21 protein-coding genes, 2 pseudogenes and 1 riboswitch are annotated in these 24,779 nt (G+C 62.2%); of the genes and pseudogenes, 9 read left to right on the top strand and 14 right to left on the bottom strand.

Annotated features, from left to right (window positions below):
• Positions 1-24: 24 nt before the first annotated feature.
• On the bottom strand, positions 25-1,215 hold the full coding sequence (locus AB5Y91_RS07090; RefSeq protein WP_368169422.1) for an OmpP1/FadL family transporter: 1,191 nt from the start codon (positions 1,213-1,215) through the stop codon (positions 25-27).
• Between the two features lie 253 nt (positions 1,216-1,468).
• Between AB5Y91_RS07090 and AB5Y91_RS07095 the strand changes: the two genes are divergently transcribed.
• Both AB5Y91_RS07095 and AB5Y91_RS07100 read left to right on the top strand, forming a co-directional pair.
• Entirely contained in the window at positions 1,469-1,786 is a 318-nt protein-coding gene (locus tag AB5Y91_RS07095; RefSeq protein ID WP_025326589.1) for a heavy metal-binding domain-containing protein, read from the top strand.
• Positions 1,787-2,110: 324 nt separating this feature from the next.
• Positions 2,111-3,121, top strand: coding sequence for a S66 peptidase family protein (locus tag AB5Y91_RS07100; RefSeq protein WP_368169399.1), 1,011 nt, complete (start codon positions 2,111-2,113; stop codon positions 3,119-3,121).
• A gap of 61 nt (positions 3,122-3,182) precedes the next feature.
• On the opposite strand, the gene AB5Y91_RS07105 is transcribed toward AB5Y91_RS07100, so the two are convergent.
• Positions 3,183-5,444 carry an LTA synthase family protein gene (locus AB5Y91_RS07105; RefSeq protein WP_368169400.1) on the bottom strand — a complete coding sequence of 754 codons (2,262 nt, stop codon included), beginning with the start codon at positions 5,442-5,444 and terminating at the stop codon, positions 3,183-3,185.
• Between the two features lie 249 nt (positions 5,445-5,693).
• Here AB5Y91_RS07105 and AB5Y91_RS07110 point away from each other — a divergent pair, with 249 nt between their 5' ends.
• On the top strand, positions 5,694-6,788 hold the full coding sequence (locus tag AB5Y91_RS07110; protein ID WP_368169401.1) for a hypothetical protein: 1,095 nt from the start codon (positions 5,694-5,696) through the stop codon (positions 6,786-6,788).
• A gap of 136 nt (positions 6,789-6,924) precedes the next feature.
• Here the strand turns inward: AB5Y91_RS07110 and lysC are convergent, their stop codons facing one another.
• Positions 6,925-8,277, bottom strand: a complete 1,353-nt coding sequence (gene lysC, locus AB5Y91_RS07115) for a lysine-sensitive aspartokinase 3 (protein WP_163137313.1) — start codon at positions 8,275-8,277, stop codon at positions 6,925-6,927.
• Between the two features lie 86 nt (positions 8,278-8,363).
• Positions 8,364-8,585: riboswitch (Lysine riboswitch) on the bottom strand.
• Positions 8,586-8,693: 108 nt separating this feature from the next.
• A complete protein-coding gene (argA, locus tag AB5Y91_RS07120; RefSeq protein WP_025326593.1) occupies positions 8,694-10,022 on the bottom strand; it encodes an amino-acid N-acetyltransferase in 1,329 nt (442 codons plus the stop codon).
• A 252-nt stretch (positions 10,023-10,274) separates the two neighbouring features.
• On the opposite strand from argA, the gene msrA reads away from it, so the two are divergent.
• On the top strand, positions 10,275-10,907 hold the full coding sequence (msrA, locus tag AB5Y91_RS07125; RefSeq protein ID WP_025326594.1) for a peptide-methionine (S)-S-oxide reductase MsrA: 633 nt from the start codon (positions 10,275-10,277) through the stop codon (positions 10,905-10,907).
• 277 nt (positions 10,908-11,184) lie between these two features.
• Here msrA and AB5Y91_RS07130 read toward each other — a convergent pair whose 3' ends face one another.
• Genes AB5Y91_RS07130 through AB5Y91_RS07140 form a run of 3 tightly spaced genes read right to left on the bottom strand, consistent with a single transcriptional unit; the run spans position 11,185 to position 12,445 of the window.
• Entirely contained in the window at positions 11,185-11,520 is a 336-nt protein-coding gene (locus AB5Y91_RS07130; RefSeq protein WP_139744343.1) for a DUF3802 family protein, read from the bottom strand.
• Between the two features lie 11 nt (positions 11,521-11,531).
• Positions 11,532-12,068, bottom strand: coding sequence for a GNAT family N-acetyltransferase (locus AB5Y91_RS07135; protein ID WP_368169402.1), 537 nt, complete (start codon positions 12,066-12,068; stop codon positions 11,532-11,534).
• Between the two features lie 5 nt (positions 12,069-12,073).
• The gene (locus tag AB5Y91_RS07140) at positions 12,074-12,445 is read right to left on the bottom strand and encodes an MmcQ/YjbR family DNA-binding protein (protein WP_368169403.1); all 372 of its coding nucleotides are present in this window, start codon (positions 12,443-12,445) and stop codon (positions 12,074-12,076) included.
• Positions 12,446-12,554: 109 nt separating this feature from the next.
• Here AB5Y91_RS07140 and AB5Y91_RS07145 point away from each other — a divergent pair, with 109 nt between their 5' ends.
• On the top strand, positions 12,555-13,343 hold the full coding sequence (locus AB5Y91_RS07145; RefSeq protein ID WP_368169404.1) for an alpha/beta fold hydrolase: 789 nt from the start codon (positions 12,555-12,557) through the stop codon (positions 13,341-13,343).
• Between the two features lie 135 nt (positions 13,344-13,478).
• Here AB5Y91_RS07145 and AB5Y91_RS07150 read toward each other — a convergent pair whose 3' ends face one another.
• From AB5Y91_RS07150 to AB5Y91_RS07175, 6 genes and pseudogenes are all read right to left on the bottom strand, one after another.
• Positions 13,479-14,297 carry a DUF5677 domain-containing protein gene (locus AB5Y91_RS07150; RefSeq protein WP_368169405.1) on the bottom strand — a complete coding sequence of 273 codons (819 nt, stop codon included), beginning with the start codon at positions 14,295-14,297 and terminating at the stop codon, positions 13,479-13,481.
• A gap of 209 nt (positions 14,298-14,506) precedes the next feature.
• Positions 14,507-15,051 (bottom strand): annotated as a pseudogene (locus AB5Y91_RS07155) (lipocalin family protein); the annotation flags it as partial.
• 92 nt (positions 15,052-15,143) lie between these two features.
• Positions 15,144-15,845, bottom strand: coding sequence for a cold shock domain-containing protein (locus AB5Y91_RS07160; RefSeq protein ID WP_368169406.1), 702 nt, complete (start codon positions 15,843-15,845; stop codon positions 15,144-15,146).
• A 495-nt stretch (positions 15,846-16,340) separates the two neighbouring features.
• Positions 16,341-17,381, bottom strand: coding sequence for a lipocalin-like domain-containing protein (locus AB5Y91_RS07165; protein WP_368169423.1), 1,041 nt, complete (start codon positions 17,379-17,381; stop codon positions 16,341-16,343).
• 23 nt (positions 17,382-17,404) lie between these two features.
• Positions 17,405-19,828 carry an FtsX-like permease family protein gene (locus tag AB5Y91_RS07170; RefSeq protein ID WP_368169407.1) on the bottom strand — a complete coding sequence of 808 codons (2,424 nt, stop codon included), beginning with the start codon at positions 19,826-19,828 and terminating at the stop codon, positions 17,405-17,407.
• Between the two features lie 21 nt (positions 19,829-19,849).
• Positions 19,850-20,524, bottom strand: a complete 675-nt coding sequence (locus AB5Y91_RS07175) for an ABC transporter ATP-binding protein (RefSeq protein WP_234677434.1) — start codon at positions 20,522-20,524, stop codon at positions 19,850-19,852.
• A gap of 152 nt (positions 20,525-20,676) precedes the next feature.
• On the opposite strand from AB5Y91_RS07175, the gene AB5Y91_RS07180 reads away from it, so the two are divergent.
• The 4 genes and pseudogenes from AB5Y91_RS07180 to AB5Y91_RS07195 all read left to right on the top strand — a co-directional run bounded on the left by AB5Y91_RS07180 (position 20,677) and on the right by AB5Y91_RS07195 (position 23,437).
• Positions 20,677-21,150 (top strand): DUF4357 domain-containing protein, encoded by a 474-nt coding sequence (locus tag AB5Y91_RS07180; RefSeq protein WP_025326602.1) that lies wholly within the window; start codon positions 20,677-20,679, stop codon positions 21,148-21,150.
• A gap of 44 nt (positions 21,151-21,194) precedes the next feature.
• Positions 21,195-21,284: pseudogene (locus AB5Y91_RS07185) on the top strand (DUF4357 domain-containing protein); the annotation flags it as partial.
• Positions 21,285-21,413: 129 nt separating this feature from the next.
• On the top strand, positions 21,414-22,841 hold the full coding sequence (gene nhaD / locus AB5Y91_RS07190; protein ID WP_368169408.1) for a sodium:proton antiporter NhaD: 1,428 nt from the start codon (positions 21,414-21,416) through the stop codon (positions 22,839-22,841).
• A 29-nt stretch (positions 22,842-22,870) separates the two neighbouring features.
• Entirely contained in the window at positions 22,871-23,437 is a 567-nt protein-coding gene (locus AB5Y91_RS07195; RefSeq protein ID WP_163137306.1) for a pyridoxamine 5'-phosphate oxidase family protein, read from the top strand.
• A gap of 81 nt (positions 23,438-23,518) precedes the next feature.
• Here AB5Y91_RS07195 and AB5Y91_RS07200 read toward each other — a convergent pair whose 3' ends face one another.
• The gene (locus tag AB5Y91_RS07200; protein WP_368169409.1) at positions 23,519-24,721 is read right to left on the bottom strand and encodes a Bcr/CflA family multidrug efflux MFS transporter; all 1,203 of its coding nucleotides are present in this window, start codon (positions 24,719-24,721) and stop codon (positions 23,519-23,521) included.
• Positions 24,722-24,779 lie beyond the last annotated feature (58 nt).

Genomic DNA, 24,779 nt, shown 5'->3' on the forward strand with positions numbered 1-24,779 from the left:
TTTTATGGTCCAAGAGGGGGCTGCCTAGAAGCGCTTGCCGTAGTTCACGGCGAAGAAGTAGAGCGCCGGGGTGGGATAGTGACCTGAGAGGGATCTTTCATCGACGCTGGCGCTCTCCATGTGTATGTACTCAAAACCGGCCCCCAGGGTCTCCTGGGCGTTGAACGCATAGATAACTCCTGTGCCGAGGCGCAGCGCACTGCCGCTCGGCACCGTCAGGGAGGTGTGGCTCTGATCCCGATAGGCACTGCTGTCGTAGGCCACGCCGCCATTGAGGGTCCACTGCGGCGTCAGATCGTGCTGGAGCCCGACCGCCAGGTGGTAGCTGTCCTGATAGATCCCCTTCTCTGAGGAGGTGCGGTCAAAGACGGCGACCTGGTTGTCGTTGTAGCGGCTCCAGTCCTGCCAGCCCAGATTGCCCATGATGGCCCAGTCGTGGGCGAAGGCGTGAAAGGCGCTCACCATCAACTGCTGGGGGCTGTTGACCATGCCGGAGAGGGGGATGGTGGCGCTGATCCCTGGCAGATTGGGGCGCGAGAAGGTGATGTCGCGGCCTATGTCGAAGTGATAGGTCACCTCGCTGGCATAGCCCAGCCCGACGCGGCTTCCCGGGTTCCACTCATAGAGCAGCCCCAGCTTGGCATTGAGGGCCCAGTCACTGTCATCCTGCTTCTGCTCCCCGCCACTGCCCTCCCGGGTGAGGGCGAACAGGCCGTAGTTGATGCCGACCCCGGCCCCGAGCGACCAGTGCTCGTCGACGCGGTAGGCAATGGATGGCTGCAGGGTGAGGCCGATCAGGGTGGCCTCCTCGATGAGCTGCTTGCCGGCCCAGTCGCCAAAATCCAGTCCCAGCCCGAAGTTGCCATAGAGCGCCAGGCCCGCCGACCAGCGCTCATCGAGTTGCTGGCTGTAGTAGGCGGAGGCCGCGGGGAACCAGCCGATGACGGTATCGACATCTCCCTCGGCGGGATCGTCCAGATCGTAGGGCACATCCCCGTAGAGCAGTTGCCCGCCCAGGGTCAGGTGGCGCCCATTCAGGTGGCTCAGGCCAGCGGGATTCACCAGCTGCACAGTGGCATCCTGGGCCCTGGCGGCCATGCCGGCGGAGGCGAGCCCGAGATCATTGGTACCGGTTTCGTACAGATAGAGGCCGGCGCCCTCGGTGGGGGCGCTCAGCAAGGTGGCCAGTGGCAACAGCAGCAGCGTTCGTTTCATCAAGGTCCCTCTCCCATCAATCCTGAGGATCGGCCCCCTCCGGCAAGTGCCATATGCATCTGTAAAAGGGGGGAATGATCCGCGACACAGGCAGTATAGATGGCACTTTGGATGCTGAATCAATCACTTGTTAGCTCCGGGGGCGCGGCGTCTCCTGCTGTCCCCGGCAAGGCGGGGTTATGCTTTGGTCTTCGCCTTGCTACCATGGCGGCAACGGTGCCCAGCGCACCCTATTGAACCCACAGGAGACCTCATGATCCTCTCAACCACCCCCACCCTGGAAGGCAAGGCCATTCGTGAATACCGCGGCATAGTCGTGGGTGAAGCCATCCTGGGTGCCAACATCTTCAAGGACCTGTTCGCCGGCATCCGCGACATCATAGGTGGCCGCTCCGGCGCCTACGAAAAGGAGCTGGCCCGGGCCCGGGAGATCGCCTTCGAGGAGCTCAAGGAGCGTGCCCAGGCCCTGGGTGCCAACGCCGTGGTCGGCATCGACATCGACTACGAGGTGGTGGGCCAGAACGGCAGCATGCTGATGGTCAGCATCAGCGGCACCGCCGTGGTGATCTAGCTCGCCTTTGCCCCCTGGCCGCCTGCAGCAAGCCGACCCCGAGGTCGGCTTTTTTATTGGGCGCGGCACCCCTATGGTATGGGGGGCGATTCCCCCTTCTCCCCTTGCGGGAGAAGGGCCGGGGATGAGGGGGAGGCCCTGAGCCGGGAATATTGTTTACTTTTTCTATCCGACTTGGTTATGTCGTTTGATTTCTCCAAACAAAGAACGGCCTGCCCAGTGCCAGTCAGCCCTTGTTGGGAAGAAAACACCTGGATTAGGATGGAGCCTTATGCCGGATCATGGGGATCCCGGCCCCCAGACTCTCAGGAGCGACTGTCATCCATGGCACTGCGCAAGCCCGCCGGGCTCAAACCCGGCGATACCATAGGCTTCTTCTCTCCCTCCAGCGCGGCCACCGCCTGGGCTCCCCGGCGGTTCGAGCGTGCCAGGGCGTTTTTGGAAGGGCAAGGTTTCAGGCTCAAGGCGGGCAGCCTGACCGGGGCGCGGGATCACTGGCGCTCCGGCTCCATAGCGGCGCGGGCCGCCGAGCTCAATGCCCTCATCCGGGATCCGGAGGTGCGCTGTATCATGTCGGTGATTGGCGGCAGCAACTCAAACTCCCTGTTGCCCTATGTGGACTACGAGGGGCTGAGAGAGGATCCCAAGATCATCGTCGGCTATTCGGATGTGACGGCCCTGCTGCTCGGCATCCACGCCCAGACCGGCCTGGTTACCTTCTATGGCCCGGCACTGGTGGCCTCCTTTGGCGAGCTCCCGCCGCTGGTGGACGAGACCCTGGCGGGCTTTCGCCAGATCTGTCTGGCGAGGGAGGCCAGCGCACCTCATACCCTGCCGACCCCAACCCACTGGACCGACGAGCGGCTGGATTGGGAAAACCAGAGCCGGGCCAAGTTGTGCCAGCCTAACCGGCTTGTCTCGGTGGGCAGCGGCCGGGTGCGGGGACGGCTGATGGGCGGCAACCTCAACACCCTGGCGGGGATCTGGGGCTCCCCCTTTATGCCGCAGATCAAGCAGGGGGATATTCTGCTGCTGGAAGACAGTCTCAAATCTGCCCAGACGGTGGAGCGGGCCTTTGCCCACCTCAAGCTGTGCGGGGTGTTCGACCGCATAGGCGCGCTCATCCTCGGTAAGCATGAACGTTTCGACGATGAGGGCAGCGGCAAGCAGCCCCTCGATATCCTGCTGGAGGTGGTGGGGGAGCCCGGCTTCCCCATACTGGCGGAGTTCGACTGCGCCCACACTCACCCCATGCTGACGGTGCCGCTCGGCATAGAGGCCGAACTGGATCTCGACAGGCAGACCCTTACCCTGTGCGAGCCCTGGCTCCGTTAGTCGCCAGAGAAATGCAAAGAGGCCGCAGTTGCGGCCTCTTTGTTGTTGCTATCGGGCAGGATCAGGGCAGGGCATCGGCCCGGAAGCTGGCGCGGATCTGCGGCACCAGGGGGGAGGGGTCGAAGCCCTTCTCCTCCCCCAGCACCGGATGGAGCACGGGCTTGTCCTCTATGGGGGTGAGATCCCCTGCCAGCAGCGCTCGGGTGGCCTGCCCCATCTGGTAGAGCTGGCGCACCGGGGCGAACTGGCGCTCGAGCGTGATGGCGCCATCGTTGCGGGTGAAGGCCATCATGGGGATCTGGTAGGGGGCATCCCGGGGCGGCTTGGCGCCATGGATGTTCTTGCCCGCCGACATCAGGAAGGGCTGGTGATCCCCGAAGGCCACCACCAGGTAGCGCTTGCCGGAGCGATCGAGCGTCTTGAGCAGCCGCTCCAGGGAGGCCATGGCGTCCACCACCCCTGTGTAGTAGGTGTTGAGCAACTGCCTGTCCGCCGGGCTCTGATCCGGGCAGGCCCTGTCGATCTGCTGGGCCCGATAGCGATCCCCGTCGAAGGGGCCGTGCCCCTGCATGGTGACCGCGTAGGCGAACAGCGGCTTGTCATCCTGCTCGCTGCGTCTGAGCAGGTGATCGATGAGGGCATCGTCCGAGATGTAGAGCCCCTTGTGTTCAAGCGTGGTGAAGCGGGTGTCGAACCAGCGCTCTTCGTAGCCGAGGGCCGGGATCGCCTTGGCGCGGCCCCAGAACTTCTCCACATAGGGGTGGGCGAACAGGGTCTGGTAGCCGTTCTGCCTGGCGCTCCTGGCAAGGCCGGGCACCTGATCCGAGAGGTAGTAGTAGGGCACCACCCCCTGCTTGAGCAGGCCCACCGGCAGGCCGGTGTTCATCTCGAACTCCGCCAGCACCGTCATGCCCCCTGTGGTGGGGGAGTGGATGGTCTTGTGCCACTGGGCCACATCGGCGGGCAGGGAGAGGGTGGGAGCGGGGGCGCAGATCTTGCCCTGCCAGTCGAGCCAGAGCGACTCATATTGCAGCACTATCACCAGATCGAAGCGGGGCGGCTGGCCCGGGGCTGGCTGGCTGAGCTCGGGGGTGCGCTCGTTGATCTGCAAGGGGTAGCGGAAGATGTTGCCGCTTTGCAGCATCTCGTCCACCAGGTTGAACAGGTAGAGGCCGGGACCGGCGCGGATGATGTCCCTGTGGTAGTTGACCGCCCTGTCCACGTAGCGGATGTTGGCCCCGAGCAGCTTGTTGCCGGTCTGGGTGGCGAATACGCACAGGGCGAAGAAGGCGGCGGTAGCTGCGGCCGTGCGCAGGATCCAGCGCGACAGGGCGAAGCGCCAGCACAGGAACAAGAGCCCCAGCACGGCCAGCACCGGCAACACGGGGTGCTGATCGAGCAGTATGTGCAGCAGGGCCATCAGGTTGCCGAGATCGTCCCCCCCAAGGGGCACCCCGTAGATGGCTATCTTCATGAAGTTCGCCAAGAGGCCTATGCCCGAAAGCGCCGTGAAGACCAGCCCCATATAGAGGTTGAAGCCCGCCAGGGCGCAGAGGCTCCAGCCCAGCACCATGCTGCCCCAGGCGAGGTAGTAGTGCTCGGGCCTGAAACCCGACCAGAGCAGAAACTCCCCCAGCTTGAACACCACGAAGCCGTGCAGCAGCACGAAGGTGAGGTTGCCGAGCAGCAGGCTGCCCAGCACCCGGGAGCGGTAGCTGCGGCGCAGCCGCGGCAGCAGGGCCCTGAGCACGGCGGCGCTCACCAGCAGCACCAGCAGCAGGCTGGTCATCAGATAGGTCAGGTTGAAGCCGCGCTCCGGCAGGGTCTGCAGGATCTGGCTGTATTCGGCGCTCTCGGGTCTGTCCGCCAGCAGCAGGCCGATCCGCAGCTGATAGCGGCTGTCCAGGGCGTCGTCGGGGGCGCGCAGGGCGCTGTTGAGATCCAGGGTGCAGCGCTCCTGGCGACACTTCTGGCGCTTCTCCACCGCCTGGCTCAGCTGATCGATGCGCATGCCCTTGTCGTTGAGCAGCTCCACCCGCACCTTGTCCCCCGCCTGCAGCGGCTTGAGCAGTTGCCACTGGCTGCGCACCACCAGATAGAGGCCGCGACTGTCGCTCTTGTAGAGCAGGCTGTGGCGGCTGAGGGTGGCGATGGGCTGATCGGCGGGCCCCAGGATCAGCGGCTGTGCCTTCCCGAGCCAGCCGACGGGATTGAGCAGCGGCAGGGCGAGAGTCAGCAACAGCAGGGCGATCAGCAGACCGAACAACCACCCGGTCAGAGACTGGGAGGAAGAGGGGGGGCGATCACAGACGGGGGCATTCATAGGGGCTCATCCTTGGAGCGGGCAGGGCAGCAACGCTGCATCTATTTTGACCCGATGGTGAGGGGCTTGTTCCTTGAAGTCAATTTAATGACGACGGGATGAATATTGGGTGACGGCTTGTGCGTGCAAATTGTGATCCCGATCCGGCAGGGGCACTCATTCTGTGATGAAAGCGTCATCATGGGCCTTTGCCGCTGGTCTGGGAGGGGGGCGCTGTTTAGTCTCTCAGTAACGGTTGGAGGTACATGTATGAATCCCAAGGTTGCGGCACGTCAGGCAAGATTGCTCCAGATGCTGGAGAACAGGGATGAGATCCGGATCGGGCGTGAGCGAGACTGTCCCCTGCCCCTGGCCCAGTTGACAAGGCTGACCGAGGATCACCCGGACGTCGTCAAGGTCTATGGTCAGGGGCTCACCGCCGAGGTGTTCCACCTCAAGGTGGAGGGCCATCACTGGTGCCTGAAGCGCTGCCGGCCAGACTCCCTGGTGGCCAACGTCGACGGCAAGACCGCCTTTCTCACCGAGCTGGAGCGGCGCCGGGAGATAGAGAGCCTGCGGGAATTGCACCCCACCATACTCTCCAACGTGGTTTGCACCAGCTTCGGCTCGGCCCGCGCCGGGGTGCTGGTCTCCCCCTGGCTGAGGGGAGATCCGGTGCGCAGGCTCAATGAGCGCAACCTGGCGCAGATGCTGGCGGTGGAGGCCGAGCTGGCCCGCTGGGGCTGGTTTGACTGGGATCCGAGCCCCGGCAATCTGCTCGACGACGGCCAGCAGATCTCGGTGTTCGACTTTGGCTACATGTGGCCCTTCGATCCCCTGCACGAGTTCAACTCCAACGGTCTCACCGATCCGGCATTTCATGTGGCTGAGCGGCTGGAGACCCGCACCCTGTCCGGGCTCTGGCTGGAGGAGGCAGATCCCCTGCCGCTGTTTCGCCACTGGCGCGAGCTCTGTCTCGCCTGGGCGAAGGGGGAGTTGCAATATCTGTCACGGGAGGGGGCCAGCGCCCCCGTGCTGGCCCGGATGCAGGGGCTGGTGGGGGAGTGGAGTGCGGCGCTGGCAAGCGAGCAGGCGCTCGCCGCCAACTGGTGGCGCGACATGTATCGCAGCCACCGGCTCGACATTCTGGACGATCTCAGCGGCAAGAGCTGCGGCCCCATGACCCTGCGCCGCCTCGACTGGCTGGAGCAGGCGGTGCGGGAGCACTTCCCGGCGCTGGCCGATAACCTGGGGTTTGATGAGGCCGGGCTCGGTCAGGCGGCGCTGTTGCAACGGCTGGGGGGGCTGCGCGAGCAGATCCGGGCCAACCTGTTACCGACCCGGACCAGCCAGCCTGCGCGCTGACATGGGGATGACAGAGTGACAAGAGGGGCGCATGGGCGCCCCTCTTCGTTGGTATAGCTTCTGGCGCCATGGCCTTCCCCCGATACCAGACCCTTCTGCCCCAGGGGGAGAAGGGCCTGACCAGGGCTCGTCAGGCTCAGTCGAGCAGCTCCTGGTGGAGGCGGTTGACTATGTTGCCCGCCTCGCTCTCTTTCACCAGGAAGCAGAGGTTGTGGGCGCTGGCGCCGTAGCAGATCATCCGGATGTTGTGCTCGCGAATGGCGTCGAACACCCGGCTGCCCACCCCGGCGGCCTCGCTCATGCGGTTGCCAATCAGGGCCACCAGCGCGAAGTCGGTCTCCACCTCCACCTTGCACAGCTGGCCGAGCTCCGCCAGCACCTTGTCGCCCAGGATGGGCTCGCCGTTGCTCTGGCTGCCAGTGTGATCCAGGGTCAGGGAGACGCTCACCTCCGAGGTGGTGATGAGATCCACCGAGATGCGGTGACGGGCCAGGATGCCGAACACCTCTGCCAAAAAGCCGTAGGCGTGGAACATGTTGAGGCTGTGTAGGGTGACCAGCACCTGCTGGCGGCGCAGGGCCACGGCGCGAAACAGCGGGCTGGTCTCGGTGCTGGCGCGGATCCAGGTGCCACCGGCGGCGGGATCCCTGGCGGAGCCGACGAACACCGGAATGTCCTGGCGCAGGGCGGGTTGCAGGGTGGCCGGGTGCAGCACCTTGGCGCCGAAGGTGGCCATCTCGGCCGCCTCCACGAAGCTGATCTCGGGGATGGGGCGGGCCCGGGTGACCAGACGCGGATCCGTGGTGTAGATGCCGGGCACGTCGGTCCAGATCTCTATGCTGCCTGCGTCCAGCGCCTCGGCGAGCAGGGCCGCGCTGTAGTCGGAGCCGCCCCGGCCGAGGGTGGTGGTGCGGCCATCGGCGTCGGCGCCGATGAAGCCCTGGGTGATGACCAGGCTGTCACCCAGCAGCGGGCCCAGCGTGGCTTGGCAGAGGGTGCGGGTGGCGGCGAGATCCACGGTCGCCTTGCCAAAGCGGCTGTCGGTGCGCAGCAGCTGGCGCGCGTCCTGCCACTGGGCCTTGATGCCCCGCTGGTGCAGCAGCTCGGTGAAGAGGCGGGTGGACATCAGCTCGCCGCAGGCGATGAGGCGGTCTGCCAGCTCGGCATCCGTGTGCTGGCAGGCCTGGCGGGCCATGGTGCGAATGTCGCCGAGCTGGGCGTGAATGAGAGCGCTCACTTCGCCCGGGTTGCCGAGCGCCGTCAGTATGGCTTGCTGGATCCCGGTCAACTTGTCGAGCTGGGCATCCTGCCCGGCTTCGTCCAGTTCACCCTGGGCCAGGCTCACCAGCAGGTTGGTGACACCGGCGCTGGCGCTCAGAACCACCACCCGGGTCGCCGGATTGGCCAGCACCACGTCGGCGCAATGGTTCATGGCCGCGGCATCGGCGACACTGGTTCCGCCAAACTTGGCGACGTTGATCGGGCTCATTGCATACTCCTGTCTCAAGGTGAAAATCCGGTTTCATCGGGCAAAAGAGAGGAGGAGGCAGAAAATGGCAGGAAAACGTAAGGATCCCGGCCAGAAGCACTCCATCCGCGGTGCCCATCCCACAAGGATCCTGCTGGATGCCTGTGGGATGCACACGACCGATGACAACCCGGGGGATTCAGCCCCCGCAGCCGACGTTGAGGTATCCAGTTGCCTCACTCGTCTCGGCGCTGCTCCCCCTGACCCAAGTTCACCGGACTCTGGTGTCCTCCCTTGGGCTGCCTGGGCAGCGCTCCTCTTCTGGTGCCACCTTGGAAGGTGGCGTGCATGTAGAAATACCCTGCACTGGATTGCACTGTCAATCGAGTTTGTAAAAAAGTACACAATTGGCAACAACCAGGCACAAGATCAATCAGTTACGAAATCGTCTTGGACAAAACCTTGGAGCGACGCTGCCAGTTGTAGAGGCGCTGGCGCGCCACCGGCAGATCTTCCACTTCCAGGGGATCGAAGCCCCGTTCCCGGAACCAGTGGATGGAGCGGGTAGTGAGCACGAACAAGCGGCGGATGCCGAGCCGCTTGGCCCGCTCGGCCACCTTGGCCACCAGCTGATCTCCCCGGTTGGAGTTGCGGTACTCGGGGTGGATGGCGACGCAGGCCATCTCGGCCATGGCTTCTTCCATGAAGCAGTAGAGCGCCGCGCAGCCGATGATGAGGCCGTCGCGCTCTATGATGGTGAACTTGTCTATCTCCATCTCCAGCTGCTCGCGGGAGCGGCGTACCAGTATGCCTTCCTCCTCCAGCGGCCGGATGAGGTCCAGGATGCCGCCGATGTCTTCGATGGTGGCGGCCCGCGCCCGCTCGGCGCTCTCGCGCACTATCTGGGTGCCGAGCCCCTCGCGGCTGAACAGCTCCTGCAGCATGGCGCCGTCATCCTGATAGCTCACCAGGTGGGAGCGCGGCACGCCGCCGCGGCAGGAGGCGATGGCCGCACGCAGGTAGCGGGCGGTGCCGGACATCTCCTCACCCGCCTGCTCCAGCTCCACCAGCAGCTCTTCGGCCTGCTCGGGGAAGAGCTCCGAGATGGCCACGCCCTGCCTGTTCATCACCCCCTGGGTGCTGCTGAAGCAGATGAGCTTGTCGGCTTTCAGATCCACCGCCACCCGGCGCGCCACCTCTTCCGAGCTCAGGTTGAAGCTCTCGCCGGTGACCGAGCAGCCGATGGGGGAGATGAGCACCAGGCCATGCTGATCCAGCTGGCGGGTGATCCCCTCCACATCGATGCGCCGCACCCGGCCGCTGTGGCAGTAATCGATGCCATCTTCCACCCCGAGCGGCTGGGCGGTGACGAAGTTGCCGCTCACCACGCTGATGCGCGCCCCCTGCATGGGGGTGTTGGCCAGCCCCATGGAGAGCTGGGCCGTGATGTCGTATTGCAGGCCGCCGCACACCTGCTTGATGATGGCGAAGCTCTGATCGTCGGTGACCCGGATCCGTCTGTGGTACTGGGCCTCGATGCCGGCACGGGCCAGCGCCTCGTCGTTTTGCGGACGCGAGCCGAACACCAGCACCAGGCGAATGCCGAGCGTCTGCAGCAGGGCGATGTCGCTCACTATGTTGGCAAAGTTGGGGTGACAGATGGCTTCCCCGCCCATCATCAGCACGAAGGTGGCACCCCGGTGTACGTTGACATAGGGGGTGGATTGCCGAAAGGCATGGACCAGGCTGGGTTCGCGTTCACGCACGTGTTTCGTTCCATAAAAAAGCAGCAATTTGCTCAATATATGAAAATAAATTCACAAATCAAGACTAAATATTGGTTTTGCTGTTTTGTGCCGCCATTTTGACCAGCCGCAGACGCCCTGCGCCTGGGCGAGCCGGGCGGCGGTCAGCCTGTTGAAGGGGCCGCCTTGGTTGATCCGGGCTCATAACCTGTTATCTTCGGGGTTCCTTTTCGTCAGCCGCCTCGTGCGGGATTTTATTCAAGGACAGGGCATATGGAGCAGATTATTTCACCGGCAGAGGCCCTGCCGGGACGACGGGAAGCGCTGGCGATCGGCCAGCAGCATGCCGTCAACGGCCACCCGACCCAGGGCCCCTGGCCCGAGGGGATGGAGCTGGCCTGGTTTGGCATGGGCTGTTTCTGGGGCGTGGAGCGCCTGTTCTGGCAGCAGCCCGGCGTCTATTCCACCGCCGCCGGTTATCAGGGAGGCCTGACGCCGAACCCCACCTACAAGGAGGTGTGCAGCGGCCTGACCGGTCATGCGGAGACGGTGCAGGTGGTGTTTGACCCCAAGGTCATCAGCTATGGCGATCTGCTCAAGCTGTTCTGGGAGCAGCACGATCCGGCCCAGGGCATGCGCCAGGGCGGCGACATCGGCACCCAGTACCGCTCGGTGATCTTCTACGGGGATGAAACCCAGGAGGCCATCGCCCAGCAGAGCCTGGCGGCCTATCAGCAGGCGATGATGGCGAGCGGCGATGCCCGTGCCATCACCACCCGGATCCTGCCGCTGGCGCCCTTCTACTACGCCGAGGATTACCATCAGCAATATCTGGAGAAGAACCCGGAAGGCTATTGCGGCCTGGGGGGCATTGGCGTCTGCCTGCCGCCCAGCCTGAATCGCTGAGGCGCAGCCTGGATAAAACAGGGGCCATTAGGCCCCTGTTTCGTTTTTTTGAAAGAAATATTAAAAAAAGCGTCATGACCGGGAACTTAACCGAACCTCGGCAGACTAATCAGGGTAGCTACCATGGACGGCAGCCAAGACCAGACACATTTCTTGCCTCGATATTCATTCAACTGACAAGCGCGATGAATCGGAAGTGATAGCAAGCAGGGCTGCCCTTTGAGGCGGCCCTTTTCATTGCGGATCTTTGCGGGCCATGCGGCCGCGGGGGAGGGGACTAGCCGATGGTGCTGTCGAACAGGTTCTTGATGAGGCTGATGAACTCATCGAGGAAGGCGTGCTGGGCCGGGGTGGGCGCCCGCAGCCAGACGGCGGAGAGCACCTCCTCCAGATCGGCCACCACGGCGTCGGCCTCCTGCATGATCATGAAACGCACCTTGGGGTCGAGCTGGGGGTTCTGCTCGCAGATGGCCATGAGGTTGTCTGCCACCCGGTTGCTCACCAGATCCTCAATGGTCTGGGAGCCCGTGCCCTGCTGCTGGCTCTCGAACAGGCCCAGACTCTCTACCAGATACTCGATAAGCGCAATATAACCGTCGCTCTCTACCACCATGATGGCTGCCTTCATTCATTGCTTTGGGGAAATGGTGGGTATTTTAGTGGCTGGCCCTGGCTTGGCAAGCGGCAGTAGAGGCGATGGCGGACAAAACTGACCCCGCCGCGCTCCACGGTTTCCAATCCGGCCTGCTCGAAACCGTGGCGCAGAAAGAGCGCTAGGCTGAAGGCGCTGGCCTCTGTGGTCAGGCTGTGCAGGCCCAGCTGGCTGGCCGCCTGCAAGGCCCGCTCCAGCAGCAGGCCGCCGAGCCCCTGGCGCTGATGATCCGCGCTCACATAGAGCAGGCTGAGGTGGCCGTCATCGCTCAGGGTGACAAAGCCAAGGGGCATCCCCTCCTGCTCCATGACCCAGCCGTGGTGCTCGCGCAACTGGCTGGCGAGACCCGGATGACGGGCGCCCTGGGCCCATTGCTCCACCTGCTCCGGGCTGTAGTGCTCCGGGCCCAGGCGGCGAACCGACTGCTCGAACAGGGTGAGCAGGGCGGGGATGTGCTGCTCCCTAAGGGGGATGATCCGGGCGGGCGCGGTGTTTTGTGTCTGCGGCATGGCTGTTATCCTGCCTTTGCTGATAAGGTCGGCGCCTGTGGCCGCTTGGCTTTGGGCAAGCCCGCCATCACGCGCTGGTAGGAGTGTTCAATCCAGCCCTGCCAGAGCTCGGCGTCCAGATTCTCGCTCAGGGTCACCGTATTCCAGTGCTGCTTGTTCATGTGCCAGCCGGGTTTGACTTCGGGGTGTATCTCTCGCAGCAGCAGGGCGAGTTCGGGTTCGCATTTGAGGTTTATGGTCAGCGGCTCTGCCTGCCAGTCCACCAGGGCGAACATCTTGCCGGCGATGCGATAGACCAGGATCTCTGGGCCAAAGGGGGTATCCTCGGTGGCGCCGGGCTGGCTTAGCAGAAATTCACGTAACGATGCAAGGCTCATACAGGACTCCATGCTGGTCCGATGATGGGTGGCAGCATATTCAGCGGGGCGCCCCTTCTGTTAATATGCCCGCCGAGTATATCCCCCAACCCCCCCGGGAGCCCATAAGATGTTGTACCACAAGACCTTTGAGCTTGGCCCCGAGCGGGATTGGGTGGTGTTCGTGCACGGAGCAGGCGGCAGCTCCTCCATCTGGTTCAAGCAACTGCGCGCCTACCGGGAGCACTTCAACGTGCTGCTGCTGGATCTTCGCGGCCACGGCCAATCCAACCAGTTGCAGCAGGTTGTGAAGGGCCACTACAGCTTCAGGGCCGTGACCGAGGACATCTTGCGCCTGCTCGATCACCTGCGCATTCCCCGCGCCCATTTTGTCGGCATCTCCCTTGGCACCATCCTCATTCGCCACCTGGCCGAGCTTTGCCCGGAGCGGGTCAAGAGCATGGTGCTCGGCGGCGCCATACTGCGCCTCGACATCCGCTCCCGGGTGCTGGTGCAGCTCGGCCGGGTCGGCCAGCACATACTGCCCTACATGTGGCTCTACCGCTTGTTCGCCTTCATCATCATGCCGCGCCAGCACCATCAGGAATCCCGCAACCTCTTCGTGCGCGAGGCCCGCAAACTCTGCCAGAAGGAGTTCAAACGCTGGTTCCGCCTCGCCACCGAGGTGAACCCCCTGATGCGCTACTTCAAGGAGCGCGCCCTGCCTATCCCGACCCTCTATGTGATGGGGGAGGAGGATCATATGTTTATCGCCCCGGTACGCGAGCAGGTCGCCCGCGACCCCTACAGCCAGCTCGCCATCATCGAAAACTGCGGCCATGTCTGCAATGTGGAGCAGCCGGAGCACTTTAATAGACAGTCGTTGGCGTTTATATCCAACCAGACGGCTGCGATATAAGCCATTTAATCGATAAGGTTTGGCGTAGGTTGGGTTGAGCGGAGCGAAACCCAACACGGAAATATTATTTTCATCCCAATGAACGTCGGTTTGGAGCATTTCGAGTAGGTTTTGATTAGCGGAGCGTAATCGAATCTATGAACCAACTGCAAGCCCAGTTGCAATTGCAGCCTCCTTGAAAGCATTTTTAGATTCCTTAGCTACTGCATTGAAGGTTTCATCGTGGAGTGATGCTAAAAGGTTAAACAATGTGTCTATGCTAGCACCCGCCATTAAGTACAAGGTTGAGAGCGTTTGGTGAAAATAGCAGTCTAAACTCACTTGGTCGTGGGGTGGCTTGATCTCATAGGTACTTAAGTGAAAAATTGCGCCATAAATGGTCCCGTGCAATGCTTCTGATGCATTAGCATAAATTGCCAGCAGGCTCATAAATAATCCGGTATTACCTAACGTTGCTTCGATTACAGCAGCTCTTTCCGGGAGGGAAACATTTGTCCAACGTGTCTTTTCTCTTCCTCGTTCACTTGTGAATTTTGCGATTGCAGCGCGGATTTTTGGTGGGAGTTCAAAATCTCCACCGTTGAGCGTAAGTCGTGCTTTAACCTGTCCATTGGCTTCAATAGATTGATCTAGACTTCGACCTGCTTTGTTCAGGGAGTAATCAAGATAATCTGAAAATGTAGTGTCCGTGCAGAGTTGAAGAAAACAGAAATTTGTGACCCGTTCTATTAGAGCTCTCGAGATAATATAGGCCTGGTTAGTTCGGGAGTTATCACACAACAACCGTATTGAAATTGCGTCTTCGATAATTGCAGAATAGATCGCATAGAGGTGTGAGATACGTGGCTGGTTACACTGATTTATAGTGCTTACGTTATCTACGAGTAGCTTTATTTGGCTATCTAAAAATAGGGCCAAAATTTTTGAGCCAGCATGGGTGCTTATGGTCGTCATTCTTATTTCACAGATCTAATGTTTGGTCAAGGAGTGGACGTTTGTGGAAATTTTCTTGGTCTAACAAGCCGATGATAGAAATCATATGTGCAAAGGCAACAAAGGGTCCATCTAGATATGGTATCAAGCAACCACCTAAATGCTGAGTGAAAACTCACTCAACGAATGGAATTTGAATGATCTTTTGAAGCCGATCTGATTTCAAGGTCTCAATACCCCGTCATCTCCAGATAGCCCAGCCCTTGGGAATCTCCTTCCACAGTCACAGCGCCTTCCCAGTAATCGAAGCTGCCGGTCATGGCCTGATTGGGCTGGCGGGCACGGATGGTTAGCTGCATATCGGCGGCTTCCAGCTGCCACTCGACGGGATAGTCTTGCCCGGGGTGAGGCGGATTTGATCAGGGCTTAGCACCCGGCTGCTGCCGTCCCGCTCAATCAGGATGCCGTAGCGGTTCTCCGGTTCGGGACGACCTTCCTTGGTGCGCAGGCGAAACAGCATCAGCTCGCGGCCATCGGCAAGTTGCAGGGAGAACCAGTCCCAGCCCGATTGCCACTGGGCCAATACCGAGCTGATCCACTCGTGATCGAACCAGCCCTGGCCCGTGACAGTGCGGGTCTCCCCCTCCAGGGTCAAGGTGCCACTTAGCGTCAGGCGCGGGTAGGAGTAGTAGAAGGAGGAGTTGCCTGGACTCTTCTCGCTGTAACCATTTTTACCCAGCAGCACCACAGGCTTGGCGGTGTTAACCCTGAGATTGTGTTCAGAACGATGGTAGTCCTAGGTTTTCAACGAACTTTTATTTGTGGGGTTGCATAGCTGACACACACCAAGTTTTTGTTAATTGATGATTAACTAAGCCAATTTGCAATAGATAATAGACCCACAGGAATGGCTATCAATATTGCTAGAGTGCCAAGGCAACCACTGCCTCTGCTTGATGATGAGTAGGGGTTATGATTTGTGGTTTCTCGATTACGCAACCATTCAGCATGGCAATTTGAACAGTAGAGTTTTAGTGTGCCCATGTTCCATGCGCGTATAGTTCTATTATCAAATGGAACATTACAACGGCAACGAGAACAGGTAAACAACTTACTTGAAGGTGTTTTGGAACGATTAAAAAGAGCAAGAAAAAAGGCTGTAGGCAATGCAATTAGTACCGATATTGTTACATCGTTCGTTTTAAAGTAATTGAAACCGGCTAGAGCTAAAGAAACGATAGCAATGATCAGCAATAAATAATCCAGAAGCGTTTTTCTGACTGGTTCAAGGATGATTTTCTTATCACTTGATTGGCTCTTAATGTGAGAGTTTTGTTTGGCGCGCGATTTGATAGGGAGAAGCGTCAATCCTTCATAGTAAACCACAGTGGCTCTCATGCGTTGCTGACTATCTACTGTAGCTTCAAACCATACATCATCATTAATTTTTGGTCGTCTGCTTCTTGGATTTACAGTGGAGATATGAAAGAAGATCTTTTCTGATCTATCGTCAGGTATAATAAAGCCAAAACCTTTGTCGTCATTCCATTGAGTAATTTTACCTTTCATTGAACCCCCATAAGTATTAAGTGATTGTTTAATAATTTATTATGTGGAAGTTTCCATATAGTAAGGTATTTCTATTCCAAGTATATTCATAAATATTACTGAGGAATAGAACATACGACTGATATTTAAATGCCCAAGCGATCCCACGGATCCACGCCATGAATACATGGAACCTTTCCTCATTATCCATCAATAGGGTTCACAGATATCCATTCCTGATTCCTTTTCTCAGCAAACTACATAGCTACCGCACGGATCACAGAGTCCGTTGTGCTGCAGTTGACCAAATTGAGGAGAGATACACCATAGTCGCTCCCTGATTGCCTTTGGGGCTGTGAGGGCCGGATGAGTAGGGTACCAAGTGCGTATCCAGTTGTTGAGCGAAACGTTTTCTAGGGCGGGGAATTTAAGCGCATTTTTGATGGGGATCAGAAATCGGGGAGAGCAGACAGCTTAAACAAGGCATTATGCAGAGAAATAGAGCAGGCCCTAGGCTTAATACCCCGTCATCTCCAGATAGCCCAGCCCTTGGGAATCTCCTTCCACAGTCACAGCGCCTTCCCAGTAGTCAAAGCGGCCGGTCATGGCCTGATTGGGTTGGCGCGCCTTGATAACGAGGTTCAGATCGGCGGCCTTAAGCTGCCACTCGACGGGGTAGTCTTGGCCCTTGGGGCCGCGCCAGGTTTTACCGGGGGTGAGGACGATGGATTCGGGGGCGAGCACCCGGCTGCTGCCGTCCCGCTCGATCAGTATGCCGTAGCGGTTTTCAGGCTCGGGGCGGCCCGCTTTGGTGCGAAGGCGAAACAGCATCAGCTCGCGGCCATCAATGAGTTGCAGGGAGAACCAGTCCCAGCCCGATTGCCACTGGGCCAGTACCGAGCTGCTCCACTCGTGATCAAACCACCCCTGGCCCGTGACATTGCGGGTCTCCCCCTCCAGGGTCAAAGTGCCGCTAAGTGTCAGGCGCGGGTAGGAGTAGTAGAAGGAGGCGTTGCCGGGGCTCTTCTCGCTGTAACCCGCTTTGCCTTGCAGCACCACAGGCTTGGCGGCACTCACCCTGAGGTTCAGCTCACCCATCTTGCTCTGCACCTTCAAGGTGGCGGGAAAGAGCGCATCGCCTTGAGAGGCCAGCCGCCACTCTTTGAGCCAATATTCGCCGCCGCTGGCCCCGGCGAGCCCGGGCCCCTGGCGGCTGGTGCGCTCATCCTGGCGGTGGCTGCCACGGGCGAGATCCGTGATGGCGAACTGGGCCAGCCAGAGCTGGGGGCTGAGCCAGGGGTTGTCCGATGTGATCTGCTGCTCGACACCTTGCCGAAAGAGGGTCCACTGGATGCCGTAGTCGCGCCCCTGCTCGTCTTTCAGGTTGCCGGTAAGATACCACCACTCGGATCTGTAGTCCGGGTGGGCGCCGTGATCGGCGGGCAGGCGGATGGGCTGGCCCGGCTCGGCCTTCCTGAACTGATCGCTGCCGCCCCCGAGCAGGGTGCCCAGGTCGCTGGCACCGACCGTAGCGCCATACAGGATGCAGGCAATCATCAGCGGCCACTTCCAACTCAATTTCATACGACTCTCCTTGCGGCGTACCAGGAGGCGAGCGCCCCGCACAGGGGGGCGAGCAGGAGCGCCGTGACGGCGTGCAAGGGGGCGGCCTCGAAGGCGAGGCGCCAGCCAAAGGCGCGGGGGTTGACCACCTCAATCAGCACCCAGGCGAGGCCATAGCCCACCGGCAGGGCCAGCAGCGCCGTGAGCAGCCCCAGTCCCGCCCCCTGCCACACCAGCAGGCGGCGGCAGTGGCGGGGGCCTATCCCCAGGCTCTGCAGGGTTTGCAACTCGCCACGGCGGGCCAGCCCCAACACCATAAAGGCGGAGCCGATGCCGACGAAGGCGATGCCGAGGATCAGCAATTTCAGCAGCTCGGTCACCACAAAGGTCTGATCGAACACCTTAAGCGCCGCGGCGTGGATGGCGGGGGCGGGCAGCAGGTTTATCCGCTCGCCAAAACGGGCACGCAGCCGATCGCTTAGGCCCTCGGGGTCCGTGCTGAAGAGGGCGAGGGATTGCACCGCGCCCCCTTCGAAGGCGTGCAGTATCTGCCCCTTGTCGCTGCCGTAATCCTGATAGACGCCGGTGACGGTGAGGGCCCTTGGCCCCCCTTCGCTCGTTACTTCGAGGGTCTGACCCACTTTGACTCCGAGGCGCACAGTGAGCGGCTCGCTCGCCAGCACCTCGTAGGAGGTGGCGGGCCAGCGCCCGGCCAGCAGCGGGTAGGCGGCCTTGAGCTCGGGGATAAAGTCCATCTGCGCCCACTCGATGGGCTGCCCCTGCCAGCGGGCGGGGTGCACGGCGCGGCGGGAGGCGGCGTTCACTTCCGGCTCGGCGAGTATGGCGGTCAGGGTCTGCTCGCTCAGCTGGCCTCTGCTGCCTGCCACCCCCTTGGGGGCGCTGACATAGAGGTCGGCGGCCAGACGCTGGCCGAGCCAGATCTCCACGCTCGAGCGAAAGCTCGACACCATGACCCCGATGCCGATGGCCGCGGCTATGGCAAGTTGCAGCGCCATCACGGCGATGGCGGTGCGATCCAGATGGTATTGGGTCTCGGCCACCCCGATCCGGACGCTGAGGGGGCCGTGCCCGCGCAGCCGCCCCAGCAGGGCGCGCAGGGCATCGGGCAGGGCGAGGGCCATGGCGAGCAGCCAGCCCCCGGCCACGAAGAGGGCGCCCCCCAGGCCGGTCTGCGGCAACAAGAGGCAGAGGGCGCAGAGCAGCAGTATGGCGATGGCGAGCAGACGTCTGCGCCAGGGATAAACCGGCGGGCGGCTGCTCCCCTCCCGCAGTGCAAGAGGGGATTGGCGCAGCAACTGCCACCAGCCGGGGAGGTTGGCGGCAAGGGTGCCAGCCAGGCCTATCAGCAGCGCCTTGATGAGGCTGGTCGGGGAGAGGCGCAGCAGATCGATGGGGTTGGGGCCATAAAGGTCTGCCAGCGCCTGGGTGAGCTGCCCCATGAGGGTCAGCGCCAAGAGGCTGCCGAGCAGCAGCCCGAGCAGGGTGCCTATGGTGGCGAGGATGAGCAGCTCCAGGGCCAGATAGCGGAGTACCCGGCTTGGCGGCATCCCCAGGATGATGAGCTGGGCGAGCTGGGGGCGGCGCACGCTCTGCACGAAGCGCTGGGCGTTGAACACCAGAAACAATCCCACCGCCATGGCGAGCAGGGAGAGGGCACTGAGGTTGAGGGCCAGGGCATCCCCGAGCTGGCTGGCATCGAGGGCCGGGCTGATGGGCTCGAGCCAGAGCGGCTGATGGGGGTAATAGGTTTGCAGCGCCCTTTGCAAGGCATTGGCCTCTTCGTCGCTTAACTTGAAGACGATGCGATCCAGCCTTCCTGCCTTGCCAAGCAGGGGTTGGGCCAGGCCTATGTCGGTGACCAGCAGCCGCTCCATGGGGACGGCGCCCGGCTCGAAGGTACCCGCGAGAGTGAGGGTCAACGTGCGGGCGCTGTCCGCCTCACCGCCGCCCAACATAAAGCTCCGCGACTGCCCCGGCGACCAGCTGAGGCGTTTGGCCTCGGGGGCCGAGAGCCAGACGCTGTCGGCGCGGCTCAGGGTGAAGTCGGGTTCGCGCCCCGGCTGCTCACCAAAGAGTCGGCGCAGGGGGCCCGGGTTGAAGAGATCCATCCCCAGCAGCTGGAAACTGCGCCCCTGCGGGTCCTTGAGCCAGGCGTGCAACTGGGGCATGGCGTCAAGATCCGGCTGGCTTCGCACCAGCCGAACGTAGAGCCCCTCATCCAGGCCGCCGCTCGGGGCCAGGCGGTAGTTCGCTTCCCCCGCGAGCTGGCTGCGGGCGGCGACGAAATTGGTGCGGGCGCTGTGGTTCAAGAGCTCGATGGCCACCACCAGGGTGACCCCCAGCATGAGCCCGGCCAGGCTCATCAGCAGCAGCCAGGGGTGGGCGCGATAGAGGCGCAGCAGCGCCTTCAGCGGCAGCATGATGCATCCCTGCGGCGGCTGTCACCCATGGGGTCTGGCCTCGAGCAACTGCCCCCCTTCCAGGCGCAGCACCCGATCCGCCAGGGCGCCATAGCCGGGGTTGTGGCTCACTAGCAAGAGGCCTGCGCCGGTATCGCGCACCGCCGCCATCATCAGCCCCATCACCTGCTCGGCGTTGTGCTCATCGAGGCTGCCGGTGGGCTCGTCAGCGAGCAGCCACTTCGGCTGATGAACCAGGGCCCGGGCCAGGGCCACCCGCTGGCGCTGGCCGCCGGAGAGCTGCTCCGGCCAGGCGTGGCGCTTGTGGCTCATCCCCAGGCGTTCGAGCAGGGCATCGAGGCGCGCCATGTCGCGGGGCAGGTGGTTTATCTCGAGCGGCAGGCAGAGGTTCTCCAGCACAGTGAGGGTCGGCAGCAGGTTGAAGTCCTGATAGACGATACCAAAATGCCGGCCGCGCAAGCGGGCCCGCTCGTCCGGTGACTGGGTGTCGAGCCGGGTCTCTCCCAGCCAGATCTCCCCCTCATCCGGGGGGATGAGACCGGCGATGAGGTTGAGCAGAGTGGACTTGCCACAGCCGCTCTGTCCCAGCAGCAGACAGGTTTCGCCGGGGTTGAGCTTGAGATCCAGCCCGGCAAACAGGGGGAGCGTTTCACCGCCGTTGGCGAAGTGTTTACCGAGGTTGCGCAGATTCAGCATGGGATAACCGGTTGATAGCCAATGGCTTTCACAATGTCAGTCACTATGCCAGTTAGTGATCGCGCCTGCAAAAGGGATGAGGATCCTTGCTGGATCCCGCTTGCCAGAGGTGGTTAGAATAGGGGCTTCCATGGGTCACAGGATGAGCAAGGATGTTACACAAGCAAGTCAGTTTTATCGTCGACAGCAAGGGGGCCAAGCAGGCTGCCGTGGTCCCCATCGATATCTACAACGAGCTGATGACCCTGCAAAAGGCGCTCTCCGACAACAAGCCTGGCGAGCGCGAGCTCTACCACTTCAATGGCAAGGGGGCTGAGGCCCATGGCTATCCGGTGGGCAAGCGGCAGAACCCCGGCTTCATGGTGCAGGCGGGCTCCACCGCCAACGGCGAGGATGCCGCCTCCTTGCGCGAGGCGGTGATCGAGCTGCGCCAGGAGCTGCTGGCCAAGGGGGTGCTTGTGCCCCGAGCCGAGGGGGGCTTCGTGTTCAGCGCCGATCAGCTGTTCAATAGCCCGAGCTTGGCCGCCAGTCTGGTGGCGGGCAACAACAGAAGCGGACTGGATGCCTGGCAAAACAGTGCCGGCTACACCCTCAAGCAATCCGGTTTTGGCAAAAAATCCCCCTGATGTCCCCTGAGACAGCCATGCCGCCTGCCCGGCCGAGGCGGGCGGCGGGCAACAACAGAAGCGGGCTGGATGCCTGGCAAAATAGCGCCGGCTACACCCTCAAGCAGTCCGGCTTTGGCAAAAAATCCCCCTGATACCCCCTGAGTGAGCCACGCCGCCTGCCCGGCCGAGGCGGGCGGCTCGATCCTGCGGATAGGGATGAGGGTGACTTCCCTGTCCGCTGCTAGCCTCAATGCCAGACATTTCTCAAGAGACGCGCACTCATGTCTGGTTCTTCACGCCTTACCCCCTTGTCCGGGCTCTGCCTGTTTTGCGGTCCAGCCCTGGCCGAGGGCGGCCCCCTTGCCCTGACCCACAGCGGCGTCGGCCTCTTTGCCCTCGTCATCTTCGTGCTCGCCTACCTCCTGGTGATGGCCGAAGAGTACCTGAAGCTGCGAAAATCCAAGCCGGTGCTGATCGCCGCCGGCATCATCTGGATAGCCATTGGCGTCGTCTATGCGGACGCGGGGCTGAGCCCGCTGGCCCACGAGGGGTTTAGGCAGAACCTGCTGGAATACGGGGAGCTGATGCTGTTCCTGCTGGTGGCCATGACCTACATCAACGCCATGGAGGACCGGCTGCTGTTTGCCGCCCTGCGCGCCCGCCTGGTGCGGGCCGGGCTCAGCCTGCGCACCCTGTTCTGGCTCACCGGGTTCCTGGCCTTCTTCATCTCCCCCGTGGTGGACAACCTCACCACTGCGCTCCTGATGTGCACAGTGGTGCTCAATGTGGCCAACGAGGATCGCCGCTTCATCAACCTGGCCTGCATCAACATCGTCGTGGCGGCCAATGCCGGCGGCGCCTTCAGCCCCTTCGGCGACATCACCACCCTGATGGTGTGGCAGGCGGGCAAGGTGCCCTTCGGCCAGTTCTTCGCGCTCTTCATCCCCGCCCTGCTCAACTTCCTGATCCCGGCCCTCCTGATGAGCCTGATGGTGCCGCGCCATGTCCCCAGGGTGCTGGACGAGGAGGTGACGCTCAGGCGCGGGGCCGCCACCATAGTGCTGCTCTTCCTTCTCACCATAGGGACGGCCGTCGCCTGCCATCACTTCCTGCAACTGCCCCCGGTGCTCGGCATGATGACGGGACTGGGCTATCTGCAATTTTTCGGCTTCTACCTGCGCAAGACCCAGCCTGGCGTCCTGGCGCGGGAGCGCGCCCTCTATGAGCGCACCGGTGACGAGGCGCGGCTGCTGCGCCTCGGCTCCATAGTGCCGTTCGACGTGTTCAACAAGATTGCCAAGGCCGAGTGGGACACCCTGCTCTTCTTCTACGGGGTGGTGATGTGCGTCGGCGGGCTCAGCTTCATGGGGTATCTGGCGCTGGCGTCCCAGCTCCTCTATCAGGGGGATCCGACCCAGGCCAATGTGGTCATAGGCCTGCTCTCCTCCGTCATCGACAACATCCCCGTGATGTTCGCCGTGTTGTCGATGGAGCCGCAGATGTCGACCGGGCAGTGGCTGCTGGTGACCCTGACCACGGGGGTGGGGGGCAGCCTGCTCTCCATCGGCTCCGCCGCCGGTGTGGCTCTGATGGGGCAGGCCAGGGGCATGTATACCTTCGTTGGCCATCTCAAGTGGTTGCCTGCCATTTTGCTTGGCTATATGGTCAGCATAGGGGCGCATCTGTGGCTCAACAGCGCCCTGTTCTGAGCACCATGAAGATTGCAAGGGAAGGGACTATGGGACAACTGTTCGAGGCGCTCTCGCCGCGCCATGTGGCCTTTATCGCGGCGCAGAAGATCTATTTTGTCGGCACGGCGGCGGGGGAGGGCACGGTCAACCTCTCCCCCAAGGGCGGGGATTCGTTGCGCATTCTCGATGCCCATACCCTGGCCTGGCTCAACCTGACCGGCAGCGGTAACGAGTCGGCGGCCCATGTGTTGCAGAACCCGCGCATGACGGTGATGTTTTGCGCCTTCGAGGGGGCGCCCATGATACTGCGGGCCTATGGTCAGGCGCGGGTGCTGCACCGGGGCGATCCGGACTGGGAGACTGCGCTGGCGCGCTTCCCGGCCAGCGTGGCGGCCCGCCAGATCTTCCTGCTCGATATTGAACGGGTCCAGACCTCCTGCGGCATGTCGGTGCCCCTGTTTGACTACCAGGGGGACAGGGAGGATCTCGCCAACTGGTCGGCCCGCCAGGGCAAGGAGGGCATAGAGGCCTACTGGCGCAAGAAGAATCAGCTGAGCCTGGATGGCGTGGAGAGCGAGATCCTGGCCCGCAGCGGCTTGCCGGCAGACGCCTGAGGAGCCGCGTCCCTGATGCAAAAAGCCCTGTCCGGTGGACAGGGCTTTTTCGTGTCGGCAAGCAGTGAGCCAAAGGGATCGTCAGGCCACCCTGGCACGCTTGCCGGTGAGCAACCAGTAGCTGAGCGCCGAGCCCAGGCCACAGGCGGCGATGGCGATGGCCATGGGGAGCGGCGACTCGGGGGGATTGAGGTTGACCAAAATGCCCACCACGGCGCCTATGCCAAAGCGCAGTGTGCCCGCGAGCGCCGAGGCGGTGCCCGCCGACTGGGGGAAGTGGCCCATCAGGCCCGTCATGGCGTTGGCCCCCACCAGGCTGATGTGCCCGACGAAGAGCACCACGGGGATGACGATGCCCCAGAGGCCCCCGCTCTGGCTCCAGGCGTTATAGATAAGCAGGGCCCCGGCCAGCGGCAGCACAGTCAGGCCGTATTGCAGCATGCGCTCGGCGCCCACCCCCTTCACCAGGCGGCTGTTGACGAAGGTGACCACCATCATCAGCAGGATGTTGAGGCCAAAGAGCCAGCCGTAGTGCTCGGTCGGTACCTTGAAATACTCGATATAGACATAAGGGGAGGCGCTCAGGAAGGCGAACATGCCGGAGCTCGACAGGGCGCCGCACAGCACATAGCCCATGGCGCCGCGGTGGGAGAGCACGCCCCAGTAGTTGCGCAGCACCTGGCCGAGCTTGAGGGGCTGCCTGTGTTCGGGTTTCAGGGTCTCCTGGATCTTCCACTGCATCACCACGCAGATGAGCAGGCTCACCCCCACCAGCAGCCAGAAGATCACCCGCCAATCGCTGTGGGCGCTGATGTAGCCGCCCACCACCGGGGCCACCAGGGGGGCCAGCGTCATCACCAGGATGACGAAGGACATGGCCCGCGAAAACGCATCCTTCTCGAACAAATCTCGCAGCAAGGCATTGACCACCACGGATCCCGCCGCGCCCCCTGCGGCCTGCAGCATACGCCAGGCCAGCAGTTCCGGCAGGGAGTCGGCCATTGCGCAACCCACAGAGGCCACGGCGAACATCGTCAGTCCCGCCAGGATCACCGGCTTGCGGCCGAAGCTGTCGGCGAGCGGCCCGTAGAACAGCTGACCGATGGCGAAGCCGCCGAGGAAGGCGCTGATGGTGAGCTGGGCCCCGTCTATGCTGGTGGCCAGATCCCGGGCTATGGCCGGAATGGCGGGCAGGTACATGTCCACCGCGAGCGGGGTCAGGCCCGCCAGGGCGCCGAGCAGGATGAACAGGAAGCGGGGAGAGAGGGGCGTGGCTTGAGGCATAGGGTATCCGAGTCGTGGCAGGGCCGGGAAAAGGGGCGAGTGTTGAGTCTATCAGCTT

Source organism: Aeromonas sp. R4-3, from assembly GCF_040908275.1.
Classification (GTDB): domain Bacteria; phylum Pseudomonadota; class Gammaproteobacteria; order Enterobacterales; family Aeromonadaceae; genus Aeromonas; species Aeromonas rivipollensis.